The following is a 24,457-nucleotide window of genomic DNA, read 5'->3' as shown; positions in this document are numbered from 1 at the left end:
CTCGATTACGCGAGGTCTCGATCGGTGTTTTCGCCGACCGTCTCCGCAGCAGCCTGTACAGCCTCTTCAGGAGACTGCTCGCCGTTTATCATGCGCTGGAGTTCGGTTTCCATCGCCTGCGACACTTCGGGCGTGTCGGCGGTGAACCGGTAGCCCGGCGCGTTCTGTGCGACCTCGGCGAACAGCGCACGAGCCGCCTGTCCGTCGTAGAAGTCCAGTTCCTCGTCGAACACTGGCTCGTCGTAGACGGTCTCCAGAGCCGGGAACAGTCCGTATTCGTCGTACATGGCGAGTTGCATCTCCTCGGTCGCCAGCGACCACTCCATGTAGTCCCAGCCGCGCTGTTTCTTTTCTTCGGAGACCTGGTTGGCGATCATGAGGTTGGAACCGCCCCAGTTCGACGCCCGCGGACCGCCGGACTCAAGGGCGGGAATCTTGTACACACCCCAGTCGCCCGCGGTATCGGGAAGCTCTGCGCGCAGCGTCCCCTCCATCCACGCCGCCGAGGGGAGCGACGCGATGGTCGCGTCGCCGTACGCGCTGAACCACGCCGAGGTCCAGCCCTCGATGTTGGCCGCGATGTCGGCGTCGTAGATCTCTTTGATGTTTTGGGCCACTTTGAGCGACTTCTCGTTGTGGATGTTCACCTCGCCGCTGTCCAGGAACGGCTCGCCGGACAGCTGACGGAACTGGTAGCGCCAGACTCCAGAGAGGTCGCCCTCGGGGAGGTTGAGCATGTACTGGTCGTCCGGGAGCTTCTGGCCCTCTTCGATGAGGTCTGCCCACGTCTCGATCGATGAGGGGTCGATGTCGTGTTCGTCGTACACCGACCGGCGGTAGTAGACCGCTGTTGGGCCGGTGTCCCACGGGAGCGCGTAGATGTCGCCGTCGACAGTGAGCGCTTCCCACTTGCCGGAGACGAAGTCCTCCTGAACGCTCGCCTCCTCGATCTCGTCGGTGAGTGGGGCGACGGAGTCAGTCGCGATGAACGAGGGACCGTCGACGGACTCGAGCATGGAGACCGCCGGCGCACCGGAGCCGGAAAGCAGGTTGGTCTGGAGACGGTCTTTCATCGCCGAGCGACCGAACTCCTCGACCGCGACCGTTGCGTCGTTTTCTGCCTCGTACTCTTCGGCCGTGATCTGCAGCGCCCGCGCGGCAACGTCCCAACCCCACACGTTGATTTCGGACGCCATCGCCGTGTTTCCGCTGTCGTCACTGCCGTCGCTGCCGTCACTCCCATCGCCGCCGTCACTGCCGTCACCGCCGTCGCTCCCGTCTCCACTGCCCGGATCACCGGTTCCGACACAGCCTGCGAGGCCCGCGATCCCCGCGAGTCCTGCGCCTTTCATCAGCCGTCGTCGCCCCACTTGTGCGTAGTTTAGTCTATCAGTCATGATCGTACCTGACTATTGCTCTGTTGTAGTACAGGTATATAAAGATGCTGGACAACTGTCCTAAAAGTAGGCTACAAACGCTCGTAATGCGTTTTCTTGGTCAGAACGGTACTACATTATATGTGTTGCTATACCATATGGCGACAAATCTGTTTAATTTCTTTCATCGGATGTTATGTTATTATATTTGAGTCTGAAAATATAGTCATAGTCTCCACGGCGTTCACCCATGGTAAACAAAAGTTATACCTCTGTCGTCCGTACAACCCATCGAAACGATGGGAGATGCAGACTCCGTCACCGTTCAGGCGACCGTAACATCCCTCCAGATCCTCGAAGAGCTATATGAGCGTGACGGCGGCGGCGTCACCGAACTAGCCGACGAATTAGCAGTCTCGAAGAGCGCGGTCTACAACCACCTCTCGACGCTCTGTACGCTCGGATACGTGACGAACACGGAGGGAACGTACGAACTCACGCACCAATGCCTCCGGATCGGGTTCGGGACACGAGAACGGAACCCCGTCTACCAGGCGGCAAGCGGTGAAATTCGGGGGCTCGCACGAAACACGAACGCGGTGGCGAACCTCGTCGTCCCCGAGGGGCCGAACGTAGTGTACCTCCACCGCGCCGGCCAGCAGGACCATCCGATTCCGATCGGTGGGAGCGTCCGACTTCACGCGGCCGCCGCCGGGAAGGCGGTCCTCGCGTTCAGGTCCCCGGACGAGATTGACGCGTACGTCGCTCGCCACGGACTCGATCAGAAGACCGAACGAACCGTGACAGACCCCGCGACGCTCAGATCAGAGCTCCGGTCAATCAGAGATCGAAAGATCGCATTCGACCGCGGCGAACTCAACGGAAACTGGCGCTGTGTCGCCTCGCCTATCGTCGTCGACGGTGACCCTATGGGCGCGGTTAGCGTCTCTGGATCGGCCGACGAGATGCAGGGAAAGCGACTCGAAGAAGACACAGCTGGGCTCGTATCCAGCACTGCAAAGACGATCGAACTCGAACTGTTGTGACGCGGCAGCCCTCCTCGATTCGGTCCGAGTTAATATGTCTCCGGAAACAGAATTTTCATCAGAACTGATCGACTCGACCAGATCACAGATAGTGGAGTAACTCACTCTCGATTATGCGAGAAAGTACAAACATATATGCGAGTTCAGCGTTAACACTGTCCCAAGAGGTGCCAAGCATGTCCGAATCTTCGGGAGATGGCGTCCAGTCGTGGGCTGAATCGATGAGCGCCCGCGACCGTATTCGAGCGGTCGCCGAGACGCTTCGCGAACCGCGGTCGGTCAACTGGATTAGCAAACAGGCCGACGCTGCCTGGAGTACGACCAACGAGGAACTCCAGGATCTCGTCGACCAAGGCCAGCTGCGCCGCGTCGAGGCGGGCGAGACCACGCGCTACCAACCGGACTACACGCGACTGCTCTTCGAGGAGATCCGTACGCTCATCGAGGAAAACGCGCGCGAGGAGCTACGCAACGAATTGGCCGCGATCACCGAGGAGATAGAGGAGTGGCAGGCCACCTACGACGTCGAGACGTGGGAGGAACTCGAACAGTCGCTCGCCGACGGTGATCTCGCAAGTACTGAGCTTCGCGAGCGCCGCGACGTCATCGCGTTCTGGCGTGAGAACGAGGAGGATCGCCGCCTCATCAAGCACGCACTGGAACTCTACTCCGACGTTGAAGCCGCCCGCGAGCAGATGACCGACGTGGCTGACCGCGCCACGAGCTAATCCTCCTCTCTCACAGTATGATCTTTCTCGCAGGTCGCGACCGCTATACACAGCGGACTCTTCTCCGCGACGTTCACGACCGATTGACGTATCAAGCTGGGTGTGTGGAGGTACGCTATCGTCCGTCTCGACGCCGACCCCGGTACGTCATCGCGGATGTCGATCCGACAACCTTCCTGAGTGACTCCTACGATGTCGCGACTGCACGACTGGAGATTCGGTTCTGGTATCCCGATGGCGTCGACCACGAATACTACCACATCAACTGGGTCGAACCGGACCGGAACCTGATGCTCGGCTTCCACAAAGACGCCGATCATCCGGATCTTGGATCCTGTCACATCCAACTGAATCACGAAGACACGCCTGTCAATCGACATCGCGCATCGTTTCTCGATGCGCACCCGCTCGCCGTCCTCGATGACCGACTCCAACAGTTCCCGACGGCGGTAGAGGCGGTTCGTTGGGAGAATGGGATGCCCTCGCTCCCTACTTGGCCCGTTTAAACAGCGAGTTCATCAAGTGTTTCGTGATGCCTCCGGACCGTCGTTGGCGTGACGTTCCCTGTCTCCGCGACATCACGTTGGGTCACCCACTGCCCCTGTTCGTGCCTCGCTTTATACCCAAGTTCTTTCGCAGGAATCTCTTGGAGTCGCTCGTCGTCGCTCAATGTATCGAGAACAGCCCCGACGGGCTCGGTGAACTTGAAAACTAAGGCTCTGTTGAAATCCTCAACCAGTGATATGTTCTTGGAGCGGTGCTGACTACAGAGGATGAAGTCAGCAATCTTGACCCTTGAACGAAGCGGTTCTAACTAGTTTAGGTCGTTAGTGGTGGGGCTACCGCCGCCTGGTTCAGGATGGTCCCCACAACGAGAATGATGACCACAATCGGCCGTGGGATCGTTACTCGCAGCTTCCGAATGAAGTAGCCACGGACAGGAGGGGCTGCAAAGGCTGCTAACAATACATATATGATTGTCGTACAGATAAGTCGAACTGGCTGTCCGGAGACGCTTTCTGTTGCCACCCCAACCGCCAGGAGAATCAAAAAGCCGGCAGCGAACCACGATACGAGCGGTCCAGTCGTCTCAATCCGTATTAAACGGGCTGTCTTGCGAATATATCTAGCCCGTCGTTGCTGGGTAGTCTCAACCTGCTCGGCAGCATGGGCGAGCGGTCTGTCTCTTTCGCCGAAATCTTTCAGCGTCGACAACAGCACGAAGAATAATATAAACGAGAGTATTGTCCACATCGCTTGGGTGGCGGGAGTGACCACATATCTGCCCCCTTCCCCTGGGTCAGGAATGACAACAAAAAGCAACAGCTCAACAGCAAGAAACACACATGCAATTGTCCATCGAACGATCGGCTGCTCAAGTTTTCCCACGCTTGGCAGTGAATCGGCTCTGACCTGAATAAATTCACTGTGTCGAGATGATTCAGTTCTGGCAGAATCGAAGATTCACATCGAAAACAAACTCAACGCCCACAGCATCAACTTGACATCCTCCTCCGTCTGAAGGCGGAGGAATCCCGAGCGTTGGGAGTTTCAGGTTCGCAACCATGACTCTGCCACTTTTCGGGAACCCGTTTAACCCAGCCATCGTGGTCAGCGGCTGACTGGCGGTGCCAACCCGCCGTTACTCCTATCCTCGGCGTCGTTTGACTCCCATCTGTTGTTTTTGCCAGTAGGGAGTCAACGTCGCTTCGACGGACTTGGAGTTACCTTTGGGCTTGCTCAACCAACAGGCACGAGGCGAACGTGTTTGCGTTCGTGTTCACCGTGTTGGCGTTTCGGATACTGTCTCATTAGTGGCGGATAGACCGCCTCCGAAGGCTGTTCGGAATCGCTCCGTTCCGACCAGACCTTGATCATTACTATGAAGTGACAATACTTGAAACTACGGATTAGAAACGCAGGAACGCCACCGAACGTGGTTCGTGGAGAGTAGTGTCGGATTCATTCTCCTTGAATCTCTATAATCACTCTACAGAGTTCGAGGCAGAGTGCCTCGGGGCTTGACCCCGAGAGTGAATGCCGACAAACACTACACAAACAACAGAATCCGGTAGCTTTAGAAGACAACATCTCGGATAATTGACTATGGAAGCGGATGGACTCACCCACACTCTCGATTTCCAGCTCGACATTCGAGAGGGCGATCCATCCCTCCTAACAGACGGCACACTCGAATCCCGACGAGTCGTCAACGAGATCTTCCGTCTCGACAAGGAAGGCTGGGATTGGGACGACATCGAAGACGCCGTCGTTGACCGCAGCGACCACGTCCAAAACACCACTCAACGACTCGTCGCCAAAGCGACCACCGCACTCCGAGAATACTACGGCGACGAGGATCACGACTACGGACGCCCCAACAACAACGTTCGCGAACCATTCCCCATTCGGATGAATCACGGAGAGGGATACGACCTATCTCTTGACGGGGACACCAACGACATCCACTTCAGAGTTAGTGCACTCAAACACAACCACGTTCGCGGCGTTCTCACGGGCAGTCCCGATCACGTGGAACAACTCCAAACCGCACTTCAAGATGAAGATGACGAATGGCGTGTCGGTACCGCAGAAGTCGTTCCCGTAGACGGCGGCCACGAACTACACGTGAACGTCACGCGGACAACTGCTGACGTAGCTCCCAAAGAGGACGCTCAGACCGTTGTTGGCGTGGACATCAACGAGGACTGTGTTGCGCTCGCCGTATTGGACGAAGACGATATCATTGCCTCCGTGATCATCGACTACACACTGATCAAGGAACGCCGTCACGAGTTCTTCACGATGCGGAAGCGAATGCAACAGAACGGGCAAACCGCGTTCGAGACAGTTCTTCAAGACCGTGAAAAGCGGTACGTTCACGACCAACTCCACAAAATATCACACGACGTTGTGGAGTGGGTCAGTCAGTTCGAAAATCCGATCATGGTCTTCGAGGACTTGACCGACATGCGTGAAGACATCGAGTATGGGACTCGAATGAACCGGCGGCTACACTCGCTTCCGTTCGCTAAGCTTCGGTCGTACATCACGTACAAAGCGGCATGGGAGGGCATCCCGTCAGATGCGGTTGATCCAGAGTACACGTCCCAAGAGTGTCCGAGAACGGAGTGCGAACACCGAGTCCGAGCGAATCGGCGTGGGAAGCGATTCAAGTGTGTTGAGTGCGGGTGTCAGGACCACGCAGATCGTGGGGCTGGCATCAGTATCGCGAAAAGGTGGATGTCGAAAGAAGAGAGAAATGTGCCTCTTCTCAAGATCCTACCGGGATTCCAGCAGGTGCGACGAGAGGCATCGGGGCGTGTGGACCGCCCGGCTGCGACCCCGTCACTCGTTGGAGGTCACCAGACCGAGAGTGGCGCGGGAGTGTTACGCTAAGCCGCAGGAAGAAGCCTCGGGGCTTGACCCCGAGGCAGTTCACACACCTGTCGTACTCGTACTGTTGCTGATTGCGGTGGGAATCGGTCGGTACGGCTCCGGGCAGTAATCCGGAGAGCCTTGTAGCGACCTATCAGAGATACGCGCCCTCTATCTCGCACACCTATTTGAGCGCATGGAAATCTCTTTATTGGATAAGAACATACTACTATATATGACTATATGAGGAATCAGGTAGGGCCTTCCAATTTTGAGAAGCGTTATGAGTCATTTCATGACGATGATGGTGAATGGTCGTTTGAAATTCAAGAATATCAGGCTGACCTCAATTTAATCACGCCGTCAGATGTGCCTGCTACCCTCACCCCCAAAGAGGCATACCGTGCTGCTGTCTTTCTTGAAGGGTTCATTCAAGAGAAAAAGAGTACAGGGGATTGGTCGGATAGCGCGCTTGATAAGTTTAAGAAGTTTGAGTCTACTATAGAAGTTGAGGCCGTAGCAAAAGCACTCAGAGAACTCTCGAATCAGAGCGAGCCCAATTGAGATAATATGTGAACCGTGCTGAGCGGTTCAACCCAATCAAGCCGGAAGATGACTCTCTGCGAGGTGTACGCCCGATGTATTTTATATAATAACCCGGGTTGGTTCGGCTCTCACGCGCACGAAAACGACTAGCCCCCTGACTGAAGTCCTGCTCGGACCCGATCCATCGCTCGCTGGCCGAGTTGGAGTTGCGGTCGCTTTCGCCTGTGTAGCTGAAGTCGGGATACAACGCCGCCTCGGAGAGCACGAACTGCGTGCTCCGGTCTCCCCCGTACGGCTCATACCCATATATAATATATTTTGTTCACATATATAGGTTGAAACTTCTAGCGCGAGGAGTAAGAGCTGCTATGGCAGAAACCGCATCCGTCCGCGTTGGTCACTGTTGTCCGGACGCACCGAACGTCGATGTCCACGTCGACGGCGAAATCGCCTTCGAAGACGTGCCATTCGAAACCATCAGCGAGTACGCCGAGCTGCCGGCTGAAAGCCACGAGATCGCTGTCACGCCGCATGGCGACGACGAGGCAGTCCTCGATCTGACAGTCGAACTTGAGGCAAACGGCGCGTACTCGGCGCTTGCGACTGGTATGCTCGCTGAAGCCGAGTGTACAGTACTTTCCGACGCCCCCGGTGATGTCGAAGCCGACCAAACTCACGTCCGGTTTGTCCACGCCTCACCGGACGCTCCCGCTGTCGACGTGCGAGTCGCCAACGGTGGTCCGACTCTGTGTGAAAATATCGAGTTCCGAAGCGCCAGCGAGTACGTTCCTGTTGACGCTGGCTCCTACGACGTTGAGGTCGTCCCGCATGGAAGCGACGACATCGCGCTCTCGCTGCCTGACACCGAACTTGACGGCGGCGCCGCAGTCTCAGCAATCGCGGTTGGGCAGGCGGGTGACGACTCGCTCGGCGCAGTGTTCGCGGACGACACCCAGTAGCCTCCCGACCTCGATTTTTCACGCTACTGTTCGCTAGAGCTGGCCGCTTAGCCGACTTCCACGATGATTTCATTTTTGTCGAGCGGGAACGGGTACAACAGACCGGTCACAACGAGTATATATCCCACCGGTTGACCTCTGACGCGTCCGTGCACCTATTATAAGGGTTCAAGAACCGGCTGCCGAATAACCCGGACAAGCAACAGATGACAACAGATACCAACCGGAGGTCAAGGAACGATGAGACGACCGGGCAGAGGTTGGTGAGTCCCGCGTTCACCGGTCTGGTACATCAGGTTGACAGGCAGTCGTCGGGTCCCGATCGGGTCACAGTGTTCCCAGTTGACGCAACCGACGAGGAGCGGCTGTCAACGTGGGTGACGGCAGATGTCGACTCCGTCGTCAAGCCCGAATGCTTCCGATAACCGCCCGGATGGACCGCGAACGCGGCGGTCGAGACGGTCAAGAGGCCCGACGGTGCCGACTAGTGTCGAATCCGATACCCCCGTCAGCTCGGATTCAGATGTTGCGCCCGACGCCGATTCGGATGCCTCTGCCAATAACAAATGAATTCGAGGTGGTCCGTCGGTGGGTATGAAACGGCGGGAGCTCCTCGACAACGCGCTGAACCGAGCCGCGCTCGGGGTCGGCGTTTCTTCGGTCGTCAAACTGTCCAATTTGTGGTCTGCGGCGCTGTCTCTTTCTGCAAGCGAGCCGACGCAGCCGACACCCATCGACGCGAGAGATTCGACTACTCGGGAACGAACTGCGGACGGCTACGCCATGACGTACGAGTGGACGGACCGGTCCGGACGTGAGTGGCGTCTGGAGTTCCCGATTGAGCGGTCTGCGTACAGAGAGGCGGCCGACGAGGCGCACGGATATTTGAGCGGCTTCGAAGCGGCGAAGACGAGTGCTCACGCCGAGCGGCTCACGGAGGCACTCATCAGCGCGAGCACGAGAGGCAAGTGTACTCCGCAATCGCTCCCTGAGTCGATCCTTCTCGATGGGGCAATTGGACTTGTACACTCGCTCAGATACGCGACAGATTCGGAATCGACGGGAGCGCCGGACTACATCCGAACCGTCGAGGAGACGCTCGTCGATGGCTGCGGTGACTGCGAGGACCTCACGTACCTGCTGGTCGGAATGCTTTCCCAGCCGGCATTCGGCTACCGGACCGCGATGGTGATCCTTCCCGGCCACATGCTGGCGGGCGTTCACAGAGGTGACCTCCCAGAGGCGTACGCCGACGCACCTACCCTCCCGGGAGGAACGTACGTCGGGATAGAGTGCGCCACGTCTCGCCCGATCGGCGAGTTCAAAGACGAGCCTGTGCTAGCGGTGTACGGCGACGGCGTGGAATACATCGACCAGTCGGCGATCGCCGACATGGGTGAGGAATTTCTTCAAGACCCGACGCAGTTTCAGACGATTGCCGACGCGTCGGCGAAGCGCCCCTACTAATACAGTATCGAGAGTCACCGCGCCGCGAGCGCTCGACGCACCTGTGGTGACGACGGTTACGGACGCGCCACCGCCGTCGATACAACAGAGGCTCAACAGTCCGACAACCGACAACGATCCCAACAGGCCGTCGTCGTTCATCGGCTCTCTTCCTCGGTTCGGAACGCGTCGAGCGCGAGCGACCAGTCGTACTCGCGGTAGCGGAGCCGCAAGATCGAGTCGGGGTCGATCGCGTCGTACTTGCGGAGGAGCGCATGGATGCCCGACCGTCCGCCGAAATCGCCGCGGTACCACAAGAGGAGGCGAGGGATCCGGGCGGTCCCGTCGTCAACGACGGTTTCGCTCTGTAGGTAGGAGGCAGCGGACCGGTCGAGCTGGTCGTCCACGTCGGCGGCGTCGTAGGCCGCGACCGCGGGACAGGAGGCGGCACCGCAGTTGAGTGCGAAGTGAACGCGCGCGTCGGGCTCGGCGACGCGGTGGCGCCGGACGAACGCCGAGGGGAAGGGATTTGCGACGTAGCCGAGCCCGTACTTCCACTGTGACCCCCGGAGAATCCCGTGTTCTATCTGATCGAGACTCAGGTCAGTCCCGGCGACGGCGACGATCGAGTCGCCGAAGAACCGACGACGGTCCTCGAAACGCTCAGGAGCCGCGAGCAGGGCGGGCCCCGTCGCGGCGTTGTAGACGTTGAGCCAGAACGCGAGCCGCTCGTCGGGACCGTACTGCCGATGGTTGGGTTCATCCCTGGCTACTACCGGTTCACGAGACGCGAAAAGCCGCTCCCGGCCGTGGTGACGATGGTGCTCGTCGCCGCGGGATCGACCATCGGGTGGGGTCTCGCCGCCACAGGAGCAGTTACCGGATAGCGCTCGTGGCGACGGAGCCGGAGTGAATCGCTCGCTCGTCCCGGCTCCGATCGGTGATCAAGATTCGATCGGCCGTCCCGGATCGATCTTCATTGCGACGTATGCGAGGCTGGCGAGGAGCAGCGCAACCCCGATCGGTAATAGCCAGACGAACGCCGTCAGGACGACGGCCGTCGCTTGGACGCCGAGCGCGAGCAGCACGACCGGGCCGCAACAGACCGTCCCGGAGAGGAGGGCAGGAACGGACGCAAGCAGGCCTGATCCGGCTCCGATCCCGCATGCTTTGGGCCGTCGAACCGCCAGATACGTCATCCCGAGGTTGATACCGACGAGGCCAGCGACGACGCCGCCGATCACGACGTTGATCGGCGAGAAAAGCAGCCGGACGACGCCGGTGTCGACCGTGGCGATCGCGCCGAACGACGCCGGGCCGGTCCGGGCGAACAGGCGACCAAGCGGGTCGTCGATCACGAGGACGCCGGGGGCGACCCCTGTGCGAAGGGACAGATCGCCTGTCGCCCAGAGATACGCTAGTAAGTAGCCGATTGTCACGGCGGCGACGACCGCCGCGCTATCGCGGCGACCGATGGCCAGTCGCACCGCCCCGTCGATGTTTCCGAGGACATCGTAAAACGTCGCACGTGTGCTGCGAGCGCTCATCGGTGAAGATCGGTCATCGGGTAGTAGCCGTACCAAGCGAACCACATGGCATCGAAGACAATCTCCCGCTCGAACGGCAGCGAGTCGGGAGCGTGAACGGCGCCGTCGACGTCGACGTCCCCGTCCGCCCACGAGAGCGTCGCGGTTTCGAGGTCGGCACTATCCGTCCCGTCGATCTCGGTGCCATCTCCGCTTTTGTACACGTATCCGGTGTCGAGCGATTCGTCGTAGACGGCCGCGTGACGGACGCCACCGAGATCGAACTCGATAATCCGCTCTTCACGGAGCGTCTCCTTGCGGACGGCGACGGCGCCGTTCGCCGACCGCATCCCGATCACGACGGTTTTCGGGGCGAGCCGGTTGTCCTCCGTAAGCGGTGGAAACAGAAAGGCGTCGCCAGCGTAGTACCCGTTTCGGGGGTTGTACCCGCCGTACGGATCGCTGCCGTAGTTCCGGGCGAATCCGGTGTCCTCGGTGAGCACGACCGTCTCGGGATGAGCCGAGCGCCACCGTTCCCACGTCGTCCAGACGACCCGGAACTCCTTCAGGTACTCTCCGGGGTCGTCGCCGGTGATCCGCGTTGCGAGCATCTGCGGCCACCAGCGCTCGGTCGCTCGGTCGAACATGACGAGGTTCGCGTTGATCAGCTGCCCCGAGACTCCAAACGTTGTCTCGCCACGGTGGAAACCCTGTGCAGTGCCGGTAAGCGGACAGTACGTCACGGACACTGGCGTTCCGCCGACGATGTCGTTGACGATTTCGTGCCAGACGAGAATCGACTGCGGGTACGCCTTCGCTTCACCGTCGAGGACGACGCCGAACACCGGATCGCCGTCGTCGAGCAACGCCGGCGGATCCGTCGCCTCGGCGAACTGCGGGTCCTCGATCGCGGGAATACCGTCGGGGGGCGGCCCGCCGGATCGGCTCGCCGCTTCGAGTTTCTCGGCTGTGTACGCCGCCGGGAGCGACCGCTCAACCGTCGGCGGCCCATCGACAGCCGAACCGGTCGATCCGTCAGAACTGTCGGTAATCGGACCTGATCCGGCGCCGGCGTCAGGGGATCCAAGACACCCCGAAACCGACGATATTCCGACCCCGAGGGCGCCGAGGAGGGCTCGTCTGTCAATTTGTACCATACAATAGGTTGGCGTCAACGGATGTTAACAGCGTTCAGATCGTGCGGCGAGAGCGCACAGGCGGTTTGACTGAACGGAAGAAGTGCTCGACCGTCGAGTGGTGATCAACTCGTCATCGACCGATGGCTGCGAATACTCGATCTCGGATCGTCTGCCGGTCTGGAAGCGACAACAGCGTCGTCGAGTCGCGGGAGTGTACTGTCCGGATCGGACGGTCCCCTTTTGATCAGTTTCAGCACCACGTACCGCAGATACCCGTGGACGGCTCTGTTGAAATACTCAGAGATTTACATGTTCGTCTTGTGATTCCACGAGATGAAGGCCCTCCCGAAGTCGAAGATCCTCCGGTTTACTGAGAAGGCGATCCATCTGGCCCGTCAAGCCGTTTCTCGATACTCCTCGAAATTCTCCAAACACCGCTATACACTTCCGCAGCACGTCGTTCTGCTGTGTCTCAAGGTTCGGAAGAACACGACCTACCGTGGCCTGCTTGACGAACTGATCGAGATGCCACGCATCCGTCGTGTTCTTGGATTAGCTGAACTCCCTACGGCATCAACGCTCTGTAAGGCGTTCAATCGTCTTGATATGGCTGTATGGCGTATCATATTGACTCTCTCAACGACGCTACTTCCGACGAGCGGCGTTGTCGGAGTTGATGCGTCAGGGTTTGACCGCACCCACGCTTCGAAACACTACACAAAACGCGCTGAACTTACGATTCAGCAGCTCAAAGTGACATTGCTGGTCGATGCGAAGGTGAACGCAATCCTCAATCTCCACGTGACGACGACTCGGAAACACGACAGCCAGATCGCTCCACCGTTGATCAAGCGCAACCCCGAGGATATTGATATTCTGCTCGGTGACAAGGGATACGACGACCAGAAGATCAGGCGACTTGCCCGGCAACACGAGGTTCGTCCACTGATTAAGCATCGTGAATTCACGTCACTCCACAAGGCGTGGAACACGCGCTTAGACGCTGATCTCTACGGCCAGCGGAGTCAATCAGAGACGGTCAACTCAACGCTCAAGCGGAAATACGGTGCGTTCGTCCGGTCACGACGCTGGTAGAAGCAGTTCCGTGAACTCACCATCGCCTGTCTCAGTCACAATATCGACCGATCACTCTGAGCGGTCAATACAGCCCAAGACTAGCTCGAAGCCTTCGCCGTCTACTACAATTCACGTCAAATTTATTGCGAGAGGTAGAGCGCCTCGCGCAGATTCAGCCACCCCCATGTCGGGGGTGACGGCTGTCCACCTCAGAGGCCAATACCGAGGTCGACCCCACCGTTGGCCTGAGATTCGCTCTTAACCTGTGAGAACGTCGTCTGACTCTGGTCGGTGAATGCTTCCATGTAGACCGGGCCGCTGGACGGGAGGTTTGCGCTGTCCACGTCGACATCGTCGGCTACAAGCCGGACGATGACATCGCATACCTCAGCTACGAGCTGATCACCGACGCCCTCCGCGATAGTGACTCTACCGAGGTCGTCGGGTACCGGAACCGATTCGCTGACCCATCTCTAGCTTTGATTTTGGCATCTCGATCGCAGGCGACAACTTGGGGGGTAATCCTCGATGGATCCGACGCTCGCAAGCGGATCGAGGAGGGACGGGCCGAGTTGCGGTCACCTTCGCCTGTGACGACGAGCGTGATGTCCAGCTAGTGTTCGGAGCAACTGCGAGATGCGCCGGCGTCAGCGTCTCGCTTCATTGGGCCCATATCTTCATCCTGTACGGTCGATAAGCAGCTCTCATCGAAAAGTAGCGAACTCGCGATAGGAGTGGGACGGTTTATTTGAATATGACTGGCGTAACTTTGAGAAACTCGTCGCCGATTATTTTCGAGCTGAAGGATACTCTGCCCAAGTTACGAGATCAGGAAGCGATAGAGGTATTGATGTCATTGCACGAAGCGAGAGCGAGCGAATTGCTATTCAGGTCAAACAACAGAATCCAGAGAACAAAGTCGGACGGCCAGTCGTTCAAAAGACTGCCGCAATGTTAGCGGCGAATGAAGCAACACAAGTAGTTATAGAGCATCAAGGAGAATGAATCCGACAATTCTGCGCCTGTCCACGTAGTGATAGCCGATCAGAGATTTGACAATCCGTGGCTTAAAGTGACAGGCAGCCCTACATACAGACAGGAATCAGACCGGAAATAGAGCGATTCCGATCAGTCCTACGATGGCGGCCTGTCCGCCCCAAGCAATGAGACAGTAATCGGAACCAGTCGGGTGAACGGTCGGTTCCTACAATGAACCGATGCAGTGCCCGACTGCCGTACGCACCACAGAAAGTAACTCCAAGTCCGTCGACATCTGCCGGACTCCCCGAGGCACAAACAACTCTGGGAGTCCGAACACGATGGAGGATAGGAGTACCGGGGGCTTGGCACTCCCAGCAGTCCCACCCGCCACAGTCCGTGAACCCCGTACGGATTCTCACCGTGCTGGGGTTCGGTGGAACTGCAAACCTGAAATCTCCAACGCTCAGGATTCCTCCGCGTTTACGCGGAGGAGGATGTCAATGCGCTAATTACGCCCACTCGGTAGCACGACAAACCCGCAACGGGCGTTTTTCGGTTTCGTTCACACGAGATCCGATATCAAGACCTTATGTAACATATGTATAACATCGGAAAGCAAGAGTTACATAAGGAGTTACGACGGTATTGAGCAGTTACTATAACCACCCGATCTCGGCCGGTGATCAGCTGCCTTGCTCTTTATCAATACCTCTAGAGTACTCAGCACAGTCCGCGTCTATCACGGCGGCTCTGTTATAATTCCCAGAAACTGATAGTTTGGAGCGGCTATGCTGGATACACAGCGCGAATCGGTCATAAACTGGCTGGGTGAACTAGCCTACGGCAGTAGCAGTCCATTACAGGATAGTAACGGAGTAATTACCACGCGTTTAATAGATTCTGCCGTAATCACGTAATGTGACCGATTTAGTATCGCTACAGGGGCTGTTAGCCGTGTTCTTGTGGGCAGCACTGCTCGTCTACGGTCTCTCGTCGCTGTGGTGGGTCGTTGAAGTGACTGTGCTTTCACGTGGATGGGGGCAGAATAGTGAGGAAGTTTGGGGACTTGATGATATCCAAGTTCGCATACTGACGATTGATGCTGAGTCTGTCGTCCAACAGACCGTCAACGCACTCCCCGATGATATCGCAGATGTGCGTGTTATCGCCGAAGCAGACATCAGTATCGATGGTGCTCAAGTCCATATTGTTCCCGATGAATTTGATTGTAACGCGACTAACAAAGGTCGAGCTGTCGAGTGGGCACGAAGAAACGTCGATGGTAATAAGGAATATCTCCTCTATCTAGACGAAGATACGCTCGTTACGGGGCTCACTGGCCTTCCGGATGCTGATTTCATTCAGTTCACAGAGAAGCCAATCTACACCGGTTCACGACTCACATATCTCTGTGAAGTGTTTCGTACGGGGTATCAATTTGAACAGCTTGGATTTCATCGCCTATCGTATCCGCTATACGCGTGGGGTGGAGGCTTCGCAATCCGCCGTGAGATTGAACAAGAAGTCGGCTGGGATGTAGCCACGATCACCGAAGACACAAATCTGATCTGGCGGGCAGCAAAAAACCGCGATCTGACCTACCAGTTAGTCGATGCCCGGTTTCGGAACCAAGCTCCGCCGTCGCTCAAATCGATGATCAAACAACGGCGGCGGTGGATGTCCGGCACAGTCGGTGACGATTACTTACTTCCTCCACTATACCGGCCGCTATATTTCACTCGGGTCATTGCGTGGGCGTTCTCACCGTTTGTGCCGTTGTTAGCTATCGCATCGTACCTGTTGCCCGGGACAGCCCCCGGGATAGGTCTGTATTCGCTGCTCTCTACAGCTCTTTTGGGGATCCTGTTCGTGTATATGTTGTTTGGCGTGGTTGCCTATCGGAAGCATCCGATTTTGTGGCCAGTATTCCTGATTCTCACACCGTTGGCAGTTGTCCTCCACTCAGTCGGAGCACTCTGGGGTGTCGTTAGCCCAGTCGAGAACTTCGAAGTAACCGAAAAGGTCACTACTGACGTTATTGAGCAAGCTAACAACCTTGACCAGGGGGCACTCGCCGAGCATGAGGGAACTGACCGACTTCTCCGCGAGTCCGATGATGAATTCGAAAAGGGGATTTTTACTGACGACGATTAGTCGGGACACACATATTCCACCTACGGTGTGAAGGTTTTCTAACAATAACAACGCCCGAAGGAGTAGGAGCATCTGTATCTCGCACGCCGACCCTATCAGATCTGAAGGATCTCAGTAGAGCCAGTTGTAGCCAATTATTTGCTTCTCACTAATGATTTCCACTCAAGCATGACCGGAGTCGTGATCCTCCCCGCTGGTCGCGACGACGCGTTTGAGGACTACAAACAGTTCATCCGAGATGGGCACCCAATTGCGGATATATTGAGTCCTATCTCGATGAGGGGGACCTCGAACTATTTCGGACGACATCTGAAACAGCCGGTTGAGAAAGTGTACGAACTGGCTGTAGGGACCGTACTACTAATCTCGCAACCGTCTCTTCACGACCTCCCCAAGTTCTTTCGCAGGAATTTCTTGGAGTCGCTCGTCTTCGCTTAATGTATCTAAAACAGCCCCAACGGGCTCGGTGAACTTGAAAACCAAGTGAACACCCGATTTGAATCCACCACTGACCCGTTCGCTTTCCAGAACACCGTACGTTCCGGCCTTATTGATGTGGCTGTTGACTGTTTCTTGTGTGTATATCTCCATGTCGCTTCCCTCACAGAGAATTTTGTAGATGTCGTACACCACAGGGCTCGGAGCCGCTCCTTCATTCTCTTTCGCGACAAGTGCGGCAGCGTACAGAGATAGTTTCTTTTGGACAGACATCCCGCCAACGATCTCAAGCACCCGGTTCTTCACCACAGAGTCGTTTGCCGATCTGACGTGGTCCTGCGTCACTACCGGGTCGCCCGCCCGGTTCGCGATCTCTCCAGCATCCCGGAGCAGATCGATCGCGCGACGCGCGTCACCTTCGTTTTGAGCACCGTACGCAGCCACGATCTCGATTACTCCATCTTCGAGGGCGTCGTCTTTAAACGCATCTCGACGTCGTTCGAGAATTTCGATGAGCTCGTTGGCGTCGTAATCCGAGAAGTGAATTCCGTTCGGATTGTAGGAGCTGTCAGTCCGGCTGTCCAGGTTCTCGCGGAACTTCGGGTAGTTAGTGACAACCACCGTTGACAGCTGCGTATCAACATGCTGTTCAGACATGACTCGGCTCAAACTATAGAGTAGTCGAGAGTACGCCGGTTCGTCTGCGCCCGTACTGCCGGTGAGCGCGTCGATCTCGTCGAGGATGAATACAATTGAATCGAAGTGATCGTCGACGATTTCGTAGAGTCGGGTGTATTTCATATCGGTCGAGACACCCGACCGAGGGACATCCCAAACCACGCCCGCTTTTCGCGCCGTCTGGTGGCCTAGCTTCCACACAGCGCGGTCAAGCGTGTGAGACTCCATCGTTTTGAAATTGACTGCCACAAAGTCAAACTCAATACCGCTTTCCTGGGCTCGTTCTTTGACTTTGTTCGCGACGGCTTTCACTGTCAGCGTCTTGCCTGTGCCACTAGGACCGTACAAAAGTAGATCCGGCGGTCGCTCACCATCGAGAGTGTCCCGAAACGCCCGAGCTTCGGCAGCGAGTTGCTCGTCCCGGCCGTAGATCCGATCCTGATCGACAATCGTACTTGAGTCAACGAGGTCTTTGTTTTCAAAAACCGTCTGTACGTCGCCATCGAGGATGCTATCCACGACAGATGCTCCGGACTCTTGTGACCCACCAGACTCGGTATGTGGCTGCACCGAGTCGGGTTCGTCGCCTTCCATACTGGTTATTATAAACTAACCGCTAATAACCTTTGTCGAAATGAAGGGAGTGAAGTCGAAATGAAAGGGCCGTTGTCGATATGAACACCCCGCCGTCGAAATGAATTTTCTGCCTCGTTCGTATCATCACACACAAACTTCGAAGTGAAGGCCCCTCTATCGATATGAAATCTCAGACACCAAGACAGACACCCCGTCATCGAAATGAAATCCCTTCTCGGAGTCCTAGCCCCGGTAGATCTTCTTCGAAGTGAGCACCCTTCAGTTGATATGAAACCATTTAGCCCGGAAGTCGGTCCCATCCACACACCCCGTCATCGAAATGAAATACAAAATCACTGTGTGCGAACCCGTCCACGAGATTTCATCGTGAGGAATGGCAGCAGGTTCTTCGAGATGAAATACTCGAGCAAAACACTAATGCTGCCGTATTAGACCGTGCAAATTAGATTTAGAGCAATTTTCTCTGTGGAAGAACCAATTTCATATCGAAGACGGTGTGTGAGAGTCATCTTACTACTACGTCAATTTTCGATTTCATATCGAATATGGGGTGTGAGAGCTACCGATATTATCTCTCGTTGTCCGCTCATAGTCGATACGCCGTTTGTTTTCACATTATACATTCCCTTCATTTCACAGAACTAATCCGCTGTATAACCCAACTAATATCTCTCGACAATAGTCCACATGGTTGTTACACACGAACCAGTCACACCAAACATCACTCGGCTCCCCGTCAGTGGCAGGCCCAAGAGAGATCGTTGACGTCAGTTCGGCGTCAACGTAGAACCAGTCGGCATCTCGATCTACATGGTAGTATCAGTCAGGTCTGCTCTGTTGAATCCGCAGAAGGCGGCGGGATAGCGTCGCTCTGAAGGTAGTAGCGAAGCGAAAGAGTCGAATGTGACTAACCTACTCTTCCCCTTCGTTAAGCAAGCCGCGTCGCTGGCTCAAAAGCGCTGTGCCGCCAGTCCAACGGCGGTGAGTGATCCGACTGGCCACGGATTTCCCGGGTGGAAGCATGTGAAGCTCCACTTTTTGCGGGTTCACATGGATGCGACGTACTGAGAGATCGTGGATTGGGCGAGTGAAATGGATCCTGTTCGTGGTCTGTTACAGCTCGCTCAAACGGCATTCCCCGCACCCTCAACGCTGTACCGGTCGTTTGAGAGGGTGACCATGTCCGTGTGGCGCGGCTTTCTTCGTGAGTCCGCGACTATCTGCGATCCGGGTTTGAACGGTGCCATCGATGCCACATTCTTCGACCGCGAAACGGCATCGAAACACTACCAACACCGCTCGGATCGCCACATACGCACGCTCAAAACGACGGCGATCGTCGATACAGACCCGTGTGCCATCCTCGATATTCGTTGTTCGGCACACTGGCCTCACGACACCCAAACTGGCCGTCGAGTCGCTCTTCGTAACACCGAGAAAATCAAGATTCTTGCCGGCGACAAGGGCTATGACGACTAATCTCTCCGGGACGCCCTCCGTTCAAAGGGTGTCCGGCCCTTGCTGCGTCATCGGCTGTTTGCTGCGTACGATCACGCACACAACGCCCGGTTGGACAGCGAATTATACGGCCAGCGCTGGATGGCCGAGACCGCCTTTTCGGCTATCAAGCGTCGGTTCGGCCCCGCTGTCCACCCTCGCGCTTGGTACCGAGAATTCTGCCAACTCGTGGTGACCGCCACAGTCTACAACCTCGAACAAGCTCTCAAACAGTGACCCCGACGCCATCATCGGATTCAACAAAGCAGACTCTACTGAAGGATCATCTTGCTGGGTCGCTGAGCTCATCCACCTCAGCATTCACCCTGCTCTTTGGTGTGCTACTCGTTCTATGACACCCTCAACTTTCGACACATCCAGGCAAGCCGTCTGAGCGATGCCATATCGCCAGACGGCGTCCATTTCCCGGTTAGCTTGACGGAATCATCCTGTGAGAGCGTCTGAGGCTCCCGTCAGTCGCCCCAAAACGAGGCACAAAACATCGTACACCGAGATGGATACAGACGATCGGGGACATCGTCTCAGTCGAGATTGACGTTGATCGCTTTGGTCTGGGTGAACTCGTCGATGGCTTCGGTCGCGTTCTCCCGGCCGGTGCCGGACTGTTTGTAGCCCCCGAAAGGCTGTCCCGCCGAAACGTCGTTGTAGTGGTTCACCCAGACGACACCGGCTTCGAGTCGATGGGCAGTTCGAAGGGCATTGGTAATGTCGCCTGCGATGACACCCGCGGCGAGACCGTAGTCAACGTCGTTCGCCTGCGCGACCACGTCATCCTCGTCACTCCAAGAGAACGTCTCCATGACCGGACCGAAGATTTCCTCTTGGACTGACGGATGGTCGTGGTCGATGTCGTCGATAATGGTCGGTTCGTAGAACGCACCGCTCTCCAGCGGATCGTCGTCAGGCACGTTACCGCCGGTCCGGATGGTCGCGCCGCTCTCGCGAGCGGCCTCGACGAACTCGTATGTTCGTCGCACCTGCTCGTCGGAGGCTTTTGGCCCCATGTCCGTCTCTTCGAGCAGCGGATCGCCGACGTTCATACCGGATGCGGCAGTAGTGAAGGCCTCGAGGAACTGCTCTTCGACGTCCTCGTGGACGAACAGACGGGAGCCGGCAGCACAGCACTCGCCTTTATTGAAGAAGATAGCCATCATCGCCGCCTCGACCGCCTCTTCGATGTCTGCGTCGGGGTAGACGATGACGGGACTTTTCCCGCCAAGTTCGAGCGTCGTCTTCTTGATGTCCTCGGCGGAGTTGCGGATGATCTCTTTCCCGACTTCTGTCGACCCGGTGAAGGAGATCTTGGGCACGTCTTCGTGCGTCGAGAGGGGTTCGCCGGCGTCCTCGCCGTAGCCCGTCACGACATTAACGACGCCGTCCGGAACCACGTCATCGACCAGTCCCATCAGTTTCAGGATAGATAGCGGCGTCTCCTCGGACGGTTTGAGAACTACCGTGTTGCCGGCAGCAATAGCGGGACCAATCTTCCAGATGGCGATCATGAGCGGGAAGTTCCAGGGGACGATCGCGCCCACGACGCCGTAGGGTTCCTTGACGGTGAAGACCTGCTTCTCTCGATCGAAGAGATCGTTGGTCTGGCGTGTCTCTCCATTGACGTTGCGGGCAGCAGCGGCGTAGTAGGTGAGGTGATCAACAATCAGTCTCATATCGCCCATCGCTTCGGTGATCGTCTTTCCCGTATCGAGCACTTCGAGCGTCGCGAGCGTCTCTTGGTTCTCTTCGACGGCGGTGGCCATCTCTGAAAGGACGCGCTGATGCTCCCCCGGCGAGGCGTCGTTCCACCCGCCTTCGAACGCACGCTGTGCCGCATCGACGGCGGCGTCGATGTCGGCAGCGTTGCCGGCCGGCACTTCACCGAGCACTTCGCCCGTCGTGGGATCTCGCGTCTCGATGACCTCGTGGCCGTCACCGTCGACGAACTCTCCGTCGATATAATGCCTGAGAGAGTCCGGCACCGCGTCTGCAGCGGCATCTCGATGGCGTTGTTTGATCGCATTAGCCGTCTCTTCGGAATTATCGCTTGTCATGCTCATACTGAGTACCGTGTAAAACGTTAGCAGACGACAGTAAATAAGTTATTGAAAGATCATTAATATTAGTGCCTTGAGAGGGCTGATCGTGAGACTACGGAAGGCGAGCACGTAGATCTCGATAATTCGTTACGAACGGTGGGGAGCCGATCGGACCCGTGCTGTGGTTGCGCTTCAGGAGTACACCAAGATGAGCTCGATAACCATAGAGTTGGGCGGTCGGCCTCAGTAGCCGCTGAGGTTGAACTCACCCAGCTGCGTGTAGGTCGTGATGCCCGAGGCGTGTGGCACCTCGTCGGTGGGAGCCTCCATCAGCAACCAGAAGAAGACTTCTCTTCCCTGAATCGGCTCGCCGCTGACGTACTGCGCGGGGTGGTAGAACTCCAGTTCCGGCTGCGGATTCTCGGGGTTGGCACGAATCACCTGCCCGATTTCGTCGTCTTTTGGCTGGACGACGACGACCTCCTTCATGTTATCGAGGGGGACGTCGATGGTCTCGGGGCCGGCAGGGTTCGTGAACCGAACTATGTGTTCTTCGCTCACGTCGTTGCTCCCGAGGTAGAACTCGGTGCCGGGGGTTTGCCACTCGTCGCCGTCGAAAACCCTCGTCTCGACGCCGTCCGTCGTCCCCGGGGTCGGCTTCGTCAACCAGTTCTCGAGGTAGTACTGGGCAGGTCCGTCGTTCTCGCGCTCGCGGTACTCGTAGAACTCGTTGACGTAGCCGGGCCCGTGTCGCTGGAACACCGGCATGAAGACGCCGTCCTCGTAGAACTGGTAGTTGATGTAGTAGTTGTACGGGGCAAATCGGTGCCCGGAGTGGAAGTCCCGGGCGTTCCTGACTGCACCGGTGTGGTAGTGGGTCCGGATGTTGAACCCACCCGGGCGGCTCTGCGTGGAGGGGTACTCGGTCTTCCCGAGGATGCCTGGGCCGCCCAAGCTGAGGCTGTGGATATCCCAGTAGATGAGTTCGCCGCTGATGACCGGCTCCTCGTTGGGGAACATCCACTCTCGCGTGTTGCGGCCGTTCCGCTCCGGCATGTCGTAGCACGTGGACGTGCTGTAGGGGGCGGTGAGCGAGAACACCGGCGTGCCGTTGAAGTCAGCCCTCACTTCCGCCCCGACGGTCCGGGGACCGCTCCAGCTGATGGACCAGCCGTCCTGTTCGAACTCCTGTGGCGGTTCCTCGATGCGGTGGAACCCGTTGGGGCCCGTAATCTGTGGCCGTTGCATCATCGGCGGCTCAGGAACCTCGCCGAGAACCGTCTCGCCGGTGGTCGCGGTGTCCTGGGCCATCCTGTGCGCCGGGTGTTCGGCGAAGTCGTTCACGATGTGAAGGTCGAGCAGCGTCGGCTCCTCTCCGGTGACGTCCATGAAGCCGCTGACCGCCTTGAGCTCGCCGCCGTCCATCACGAAGTACACGAGGTTGGAGACCTCGCCGTGGGCGTAGTCCCCGTAGCTCGTGATGATCTCCGCGGCCTTGACCATCGGGTACCACTCCTTACCCTCCAGGTGTTGCCAAATCTCCTCCTTGTTGAGCATCGTCTCGTGGCGGGCACGCTGGGTGTCGTTCCAGTCGCCCCGCGTCCACGTGACATCGGTCGGCTCGTTTATTTTCAGGCCGACGAGTTCGTCGGTTATGCGGTCGACGAGTCCGTAGGCCACCTGTCGGTTCGTTGCAGTGACTTCGAACGGCGTATTGTCGGGTCCGCCATCGACGGTCATGCCCGTCGTTCCCTGGACGCTGACAGCGTCGAGTCGGTTCGTCAGCGGGTCGTACGCCTCGAAGGATGCGACCCAGTTGCTGGCGACCTCGTTGACGCGGGGATCGGAAACGAGTGTTTCGACGGCCTGGCGCTTCCGATAGGACCAAAGTTCCTGAAACCCGAAGTCACTCACATCACGGGGGCCTATGCGTCGCGCGGACGTGATGCGTTCGCCCGGTTCCGGCAGGTCGGCGTCAGTGCCCTCCTGTCCGGATGACGAGGTTGCTTCGGGTGTGACGTCGCCCCCCGAACCACAGCCCGCGAGTGCGACACCTCCTGCGACACTTAATGCCGAGAGGAACTGCCGTCTGCTCGCTTGTCCGACCGTTTCATGGATATCATTATCGATCATGCTATATGAGGCCATACTAAAAACTATCACTTATAAATTTGGGGTGGTAAACCGGTAGTGTTCAGATAAGCTGGTTCCATGCGAAAGCGAACGATCTGAGCCACTCGTCGGCAGTTTCTGCTTCGGCGTTGCTGAAACAGTTTGAGAAACAGATAGTTCGACGTTTTATCTCACGAAAGACACGTTCGACGCTGTTCCGATTTCCATGTCGTTCGTATCTGAAATTGAGGTCGTGTTTGCGACAGGCTCGCTGAAGTGAAGCTGATCCATCGACGAGAACTGTTGCGTCATCTATGTCGTGTTTGTCACGGAGATCAGCGAAAAACCGATCCGCGAGGGCGTTATTTGTCGTCGGCTCAAGCTGTGTATGGAGCAGATCGTTCGTTTCCGGATCGACAGCAGCGTACAGCCAATATTGTTCATCGTCAAGTCGAATCACCGTCTCATCGACCGCGACGTGATTCGGGCTCCGACCAGATTCCGGCTGTAGGTCGGCCTTGTGAACCCAGTTATGAACGGTTGATCGAACTCTTTCAACACCGAATACCTCAAGAAACGAAACAGTATTCGAAAGCGATAATCCTGCTAAATAAAGCTGAATACTGAGCTTCATCAACAGCTGCGGTGTTGCCTCTTGCTCCACAAACTCTAAGTTGATCTCGTCTAAACAGCCGCTGAGGCGGTCGTTTTCGGGCATAGAACAC

General features: G+C 57.1%; 18 protein-coding genes and 3 pseudogenes. 11 read left to right on the top strand and 10 right to left on the bottom strand.

Annotated features, from left to right (window positions below; genetic code table 11):
• Positions 1 to 5: 5 nt before the first annotated feature.
• A complete protein-coding gene (locus DOS48_RS28130; RefSeq protein ID WP_168654344.1) occupies positions 6 to 1,352 on the bottom strand; it encodes an extracellular solute-binding protein in 1,347 nt (448 codons plus the stop codon).
• A 323-nt stretch (positions 1,353 to 1,675) separates the two neighbouring features.
• Here DOS48_RS28130 and DOS48_RS28125 point away from each other — a divergent pair, with 323 nt between their 5' ends.
• The 3 genes from DOS48_RS28125 to DOS48_RS29605 all read left to right on the top strand — a co-directional run bounded on the left by DOS48_RS28125 (position 1,676) and on the right by DOS48_RS29605 (position 3,656).
• Positions 1,676 to 2,422: an IclR family transcriptional regulator gene (locus DOS48_RS28125; protein WP_168654343.1), complete on the top strand. Its 747-nt coding sequence runs from the start codon at positions 1,676 to 1,678 to the stop codon at positions 2,420 to 2,422.
• Positions 2,423 to 2,598: 176 nt separating this feature from the next.
• Entirely contained in the window at positions 2,599 to 3,150 is a 552-nt protein-coding gene (locus DOS48_RS28120; protein ID WP_168654610.1) for a hypothetical protein, read from the top strand.
• Between the two features lie 17 nt (positions 3,151 to 3,167).
• Complete coding sequence (locus tag DOS48_RS29605; protein WP_168654342.1) at positions 3,168 to 3,656, top strand: hypothetical protein; 489 nt, start codon at positions 3,168 to 3,170, stop codon at positions 3,654 to 3,656.
• 313 nt (positions 3,657 to 3,969) lie between these two features.
• Here DOS48_RS29605 and DOS48_RS28105 read toward each other — a convergent pair whose 3' ends face one another.
• On the bottom strand, positions 3,970 to 4,539 hold the full coding sequence (locus tag DOS48_RS28105) for a hypothetical protein (RefSeq protein ID WP_168654341.1): 570 nt from the start codon (positions 4,537 to 4,539) through the stop codon (positions 3,970 to 3,972).
• Between the two features lie 717 nt (positions 4,540 to 5,256).
• Here DOS48_RS28105 and DOS48_RS28100 point away from each other — a divergent pair.
• From DOS48_RS28100 to DOS48_RS28080, 4 genes are all read left to right on the top strand, one after another.
• Positions 5,257 to 6,549: an RNA-guided endonuclease TnpB family protein gene (locus DOS48_RS28100; RefSeq protein ID WP_168654340.1), complete on the top strand. Its 1,293-nt coding sequence runs from the start codon at positions 5,257 to 5,259 to the stop codon at positions 6,547 to 6,549.
• Between the two features lie 222 nt (positions 6,550 to 6,771).
• Positions 6,772 to 7,092: a hypothetical protein gene (locus DOS48_RS28095; RefSeq protein WP_168654339.1), complete on the top strand. Its 321-nt coding sequence runs from the start codon at positions 6,772 to 6,774 to the stop codon at positions 7,090 to 7,092.
• A gap of 350 nt (positions 7,093 to 7,442) precedes the next feature.
• Positions 7,443 to 8,033, top strand: a complete 591-nt coding sequence (locus DOS48_RS28090; RefSeq protein WP_168654338.1) for a DUF4397 domain-containing protein — start codon at positions 7,443 to 7,445, stop codon at positions 8,031 to 8,033.
• Positions 8,034 to 8,627: 594 nt separating this feature from the next.
• Positions 8,628 to 9,500, top strand: a complete 873-nt coding sequence (locus tag DOS48_RS28080) for a hypothetical protein (protein ID WP_168654336.1) — start codon at positions 8,628 to 8,630, stop codon at positions 9,498 to 9,500.
• A 137-nt stretch (positions 9,501 to 9,637) separates the two neighbouring features.
• Here the strand turns inward: DOS48_RS28080 and DOS48_RS29465 are convergent, their stop codons facing one another.
• The 4 genes and pseudogenes from DOS48_RS29465 to DOS48_RS28065 form a co-directional block, all read right to left on the bottom strand.
• Positions 9,638 to 9,886: a hypothetical protein gene (locus DOS48_RS29465; RefSeq protein ID WP_244629430.1), complete on the bottom strand. Its 249-nt coding sequence runs from the start codon at positions 9,884 to 9,886 to the stop codon at positions 9,638 to 9,640.
• Between the two features lie 21 nt (positions 9,887 to 9,907).
• Positions 9,908 to 10,417, bottom strand: a pseudogene (locus tag DOS48_RS29685) (DUF547 domain-containing protein); the annotation flags it as partial.
• A gap of 6 nt (positions 10,418 to 10,423) precedes the next feature.
• Entirely contained in the window at positions 10,424 to 11,026 is a 603-nt protein-coding gene (locus DOS48_RS28070) for a hypothetical protein (RefSeq protein ID WP_168654335.1), read from the bottom strand.
• Positions 11,023 to 12,162, bottom strand: coding sequence for a DUF3179 domain-containing protein (locus DOS48_RS28065; protein WP_168654334.1), 1,140 nt, complete (start codon positions 12,160 to 12,162; stop codon positions 11,023 to 11,025). The genes DOS48_RS28070 and DOS48_RS28065 overlap by 4 nt, the downstream gene beginning before the upstream one ends.
• Before the next feature lie 315 nt (positions 12,163 to 12,477).
• Here DOS48_RS28065 and DOS48_RS28060 point away from each other — a divergent pair, with 315 nt between their 5' ends.
• From DOS48_RS28060 to DOS48_RS28050, 3 genes and pseudogenes are all read left to right on the top strand, one after another.
• Entirely contained in the window at positions 12,478 to 13,239 is a 762-nt protein-coding gene (locus DOS48_RS28060; RefSeq protein ID WP_168654333.1) for an IS5 family transposase, read from the top strand.
• 747 nt (positions 13,240 to 13,986) lie between these two features.
• Positions 13,987 to 14,226: pseudogene (locus DOS48_RS29680) on the top strand (restriction endonuclease); the annotation flags it as partial.
• Between the two features lie 894 nt (positions 14,227 to 15,120).
• Positions 15,121 to 16,356 (top strand): glycosyltransferase family 2 protein, encoded by a 1,236-nt coding sequence (locus tag DOS48_RS28050; protein WP_168654332.1) that lies wholly within the window; start codon positions 15,121 to 15,123, stop codon positions 16,354 to 16,356.
• Between the two features lie 360 nt (positions 16,357 to 16,716).
• Here DOS48_RS28050 and DOS48_RS28045 read toward each other — a convergent pair whose 3' ends face one another.
• Positions 16,717 to 17,991, bottom strand: coding sequence for a Cdc6/Cdc18 family protein (locus tag DOS48_RS28045; RefSeq protein WP_168654608.1), 1,275 nt, complete (start codon positions 17,989 to 17,991; stop codon positions 16,717 to 16,719).
• A 981-nt stretch (positions 17,992 to 18,972) separates the two neighbouring features.
• Between DOS48_RS28045 and DOS48_RS28040 the strand changes: the two are divergent.
• Positions 18,973 to 19,803, top strand: a pseudogene (locus DOS48_RS28040) (IS5 family transposase).
• A gap of 305 nt (positions 19,804 to 20,108) precedes the next feature.
• On the opposite strand, the gene DOS48_RS28035 reads toward DOS48_RS28040, so the two are convergent.
• The 3 genes from DOS48_RS28035 to DOS48_RS28025 all read right to left on the bottom strand — a co-directional run bounded on the left by DOS48_RS28035 (position 20,109) and on the right by DOS48_RS28025 (position 24,450).
• Complete coding sequence (locus DOS48_RS28035; RefSeq protein ID WP_168654331.1) at positions 20,109 to 21,641, bottom strand: aldehyde dehydrogenase; 1,533 nt, start codon at positions 21,639 to 21,641, stop codon at positions 20,109 to 20,111.
• A 222-nt stretch (positions 21,642 to 21,863) separates the two neighbouring features.
• Entirely contained in the window at positions 21,864 to 23,753 is a 1,890-nt protein-coding gene (locus DOS48_RS28030; protein ID WP_244629427.1) for a hypothetical protein, read from the bottom strand.
• A gap of 61 nt (positions 23,754 to 23,814) precedes the next feature.
• Positions 23,815 to 24,450: an IS6 family transposase gene (locus DOS48_RS28025; protein ID WP_168654329.1), complete on the bottom strand. Its 636-nt coding sequence runs from the start codon at positions 24,448 to 24,450 to the stop codon at positions 23,815 to 23,817.
• Positions 24,451 to 24,457 lie beyond the last annotated feature (7 nt).

Origin of the sequence: Halorubrum sp. PV6 (genome assembly GCF_003990725.2) — an archaeon.
Taxonomy (GTDB): domain Archaea; phylum Halobacteriota; class Halobacteria; order Halobacteriales; family Haloferacaceae; genus Halorubrum.
The sequence above is the reverse complement of the archived record's forward strand: the minus strand, read 5'-3'. Positions and strand labels throughout refer to the sequence as shown.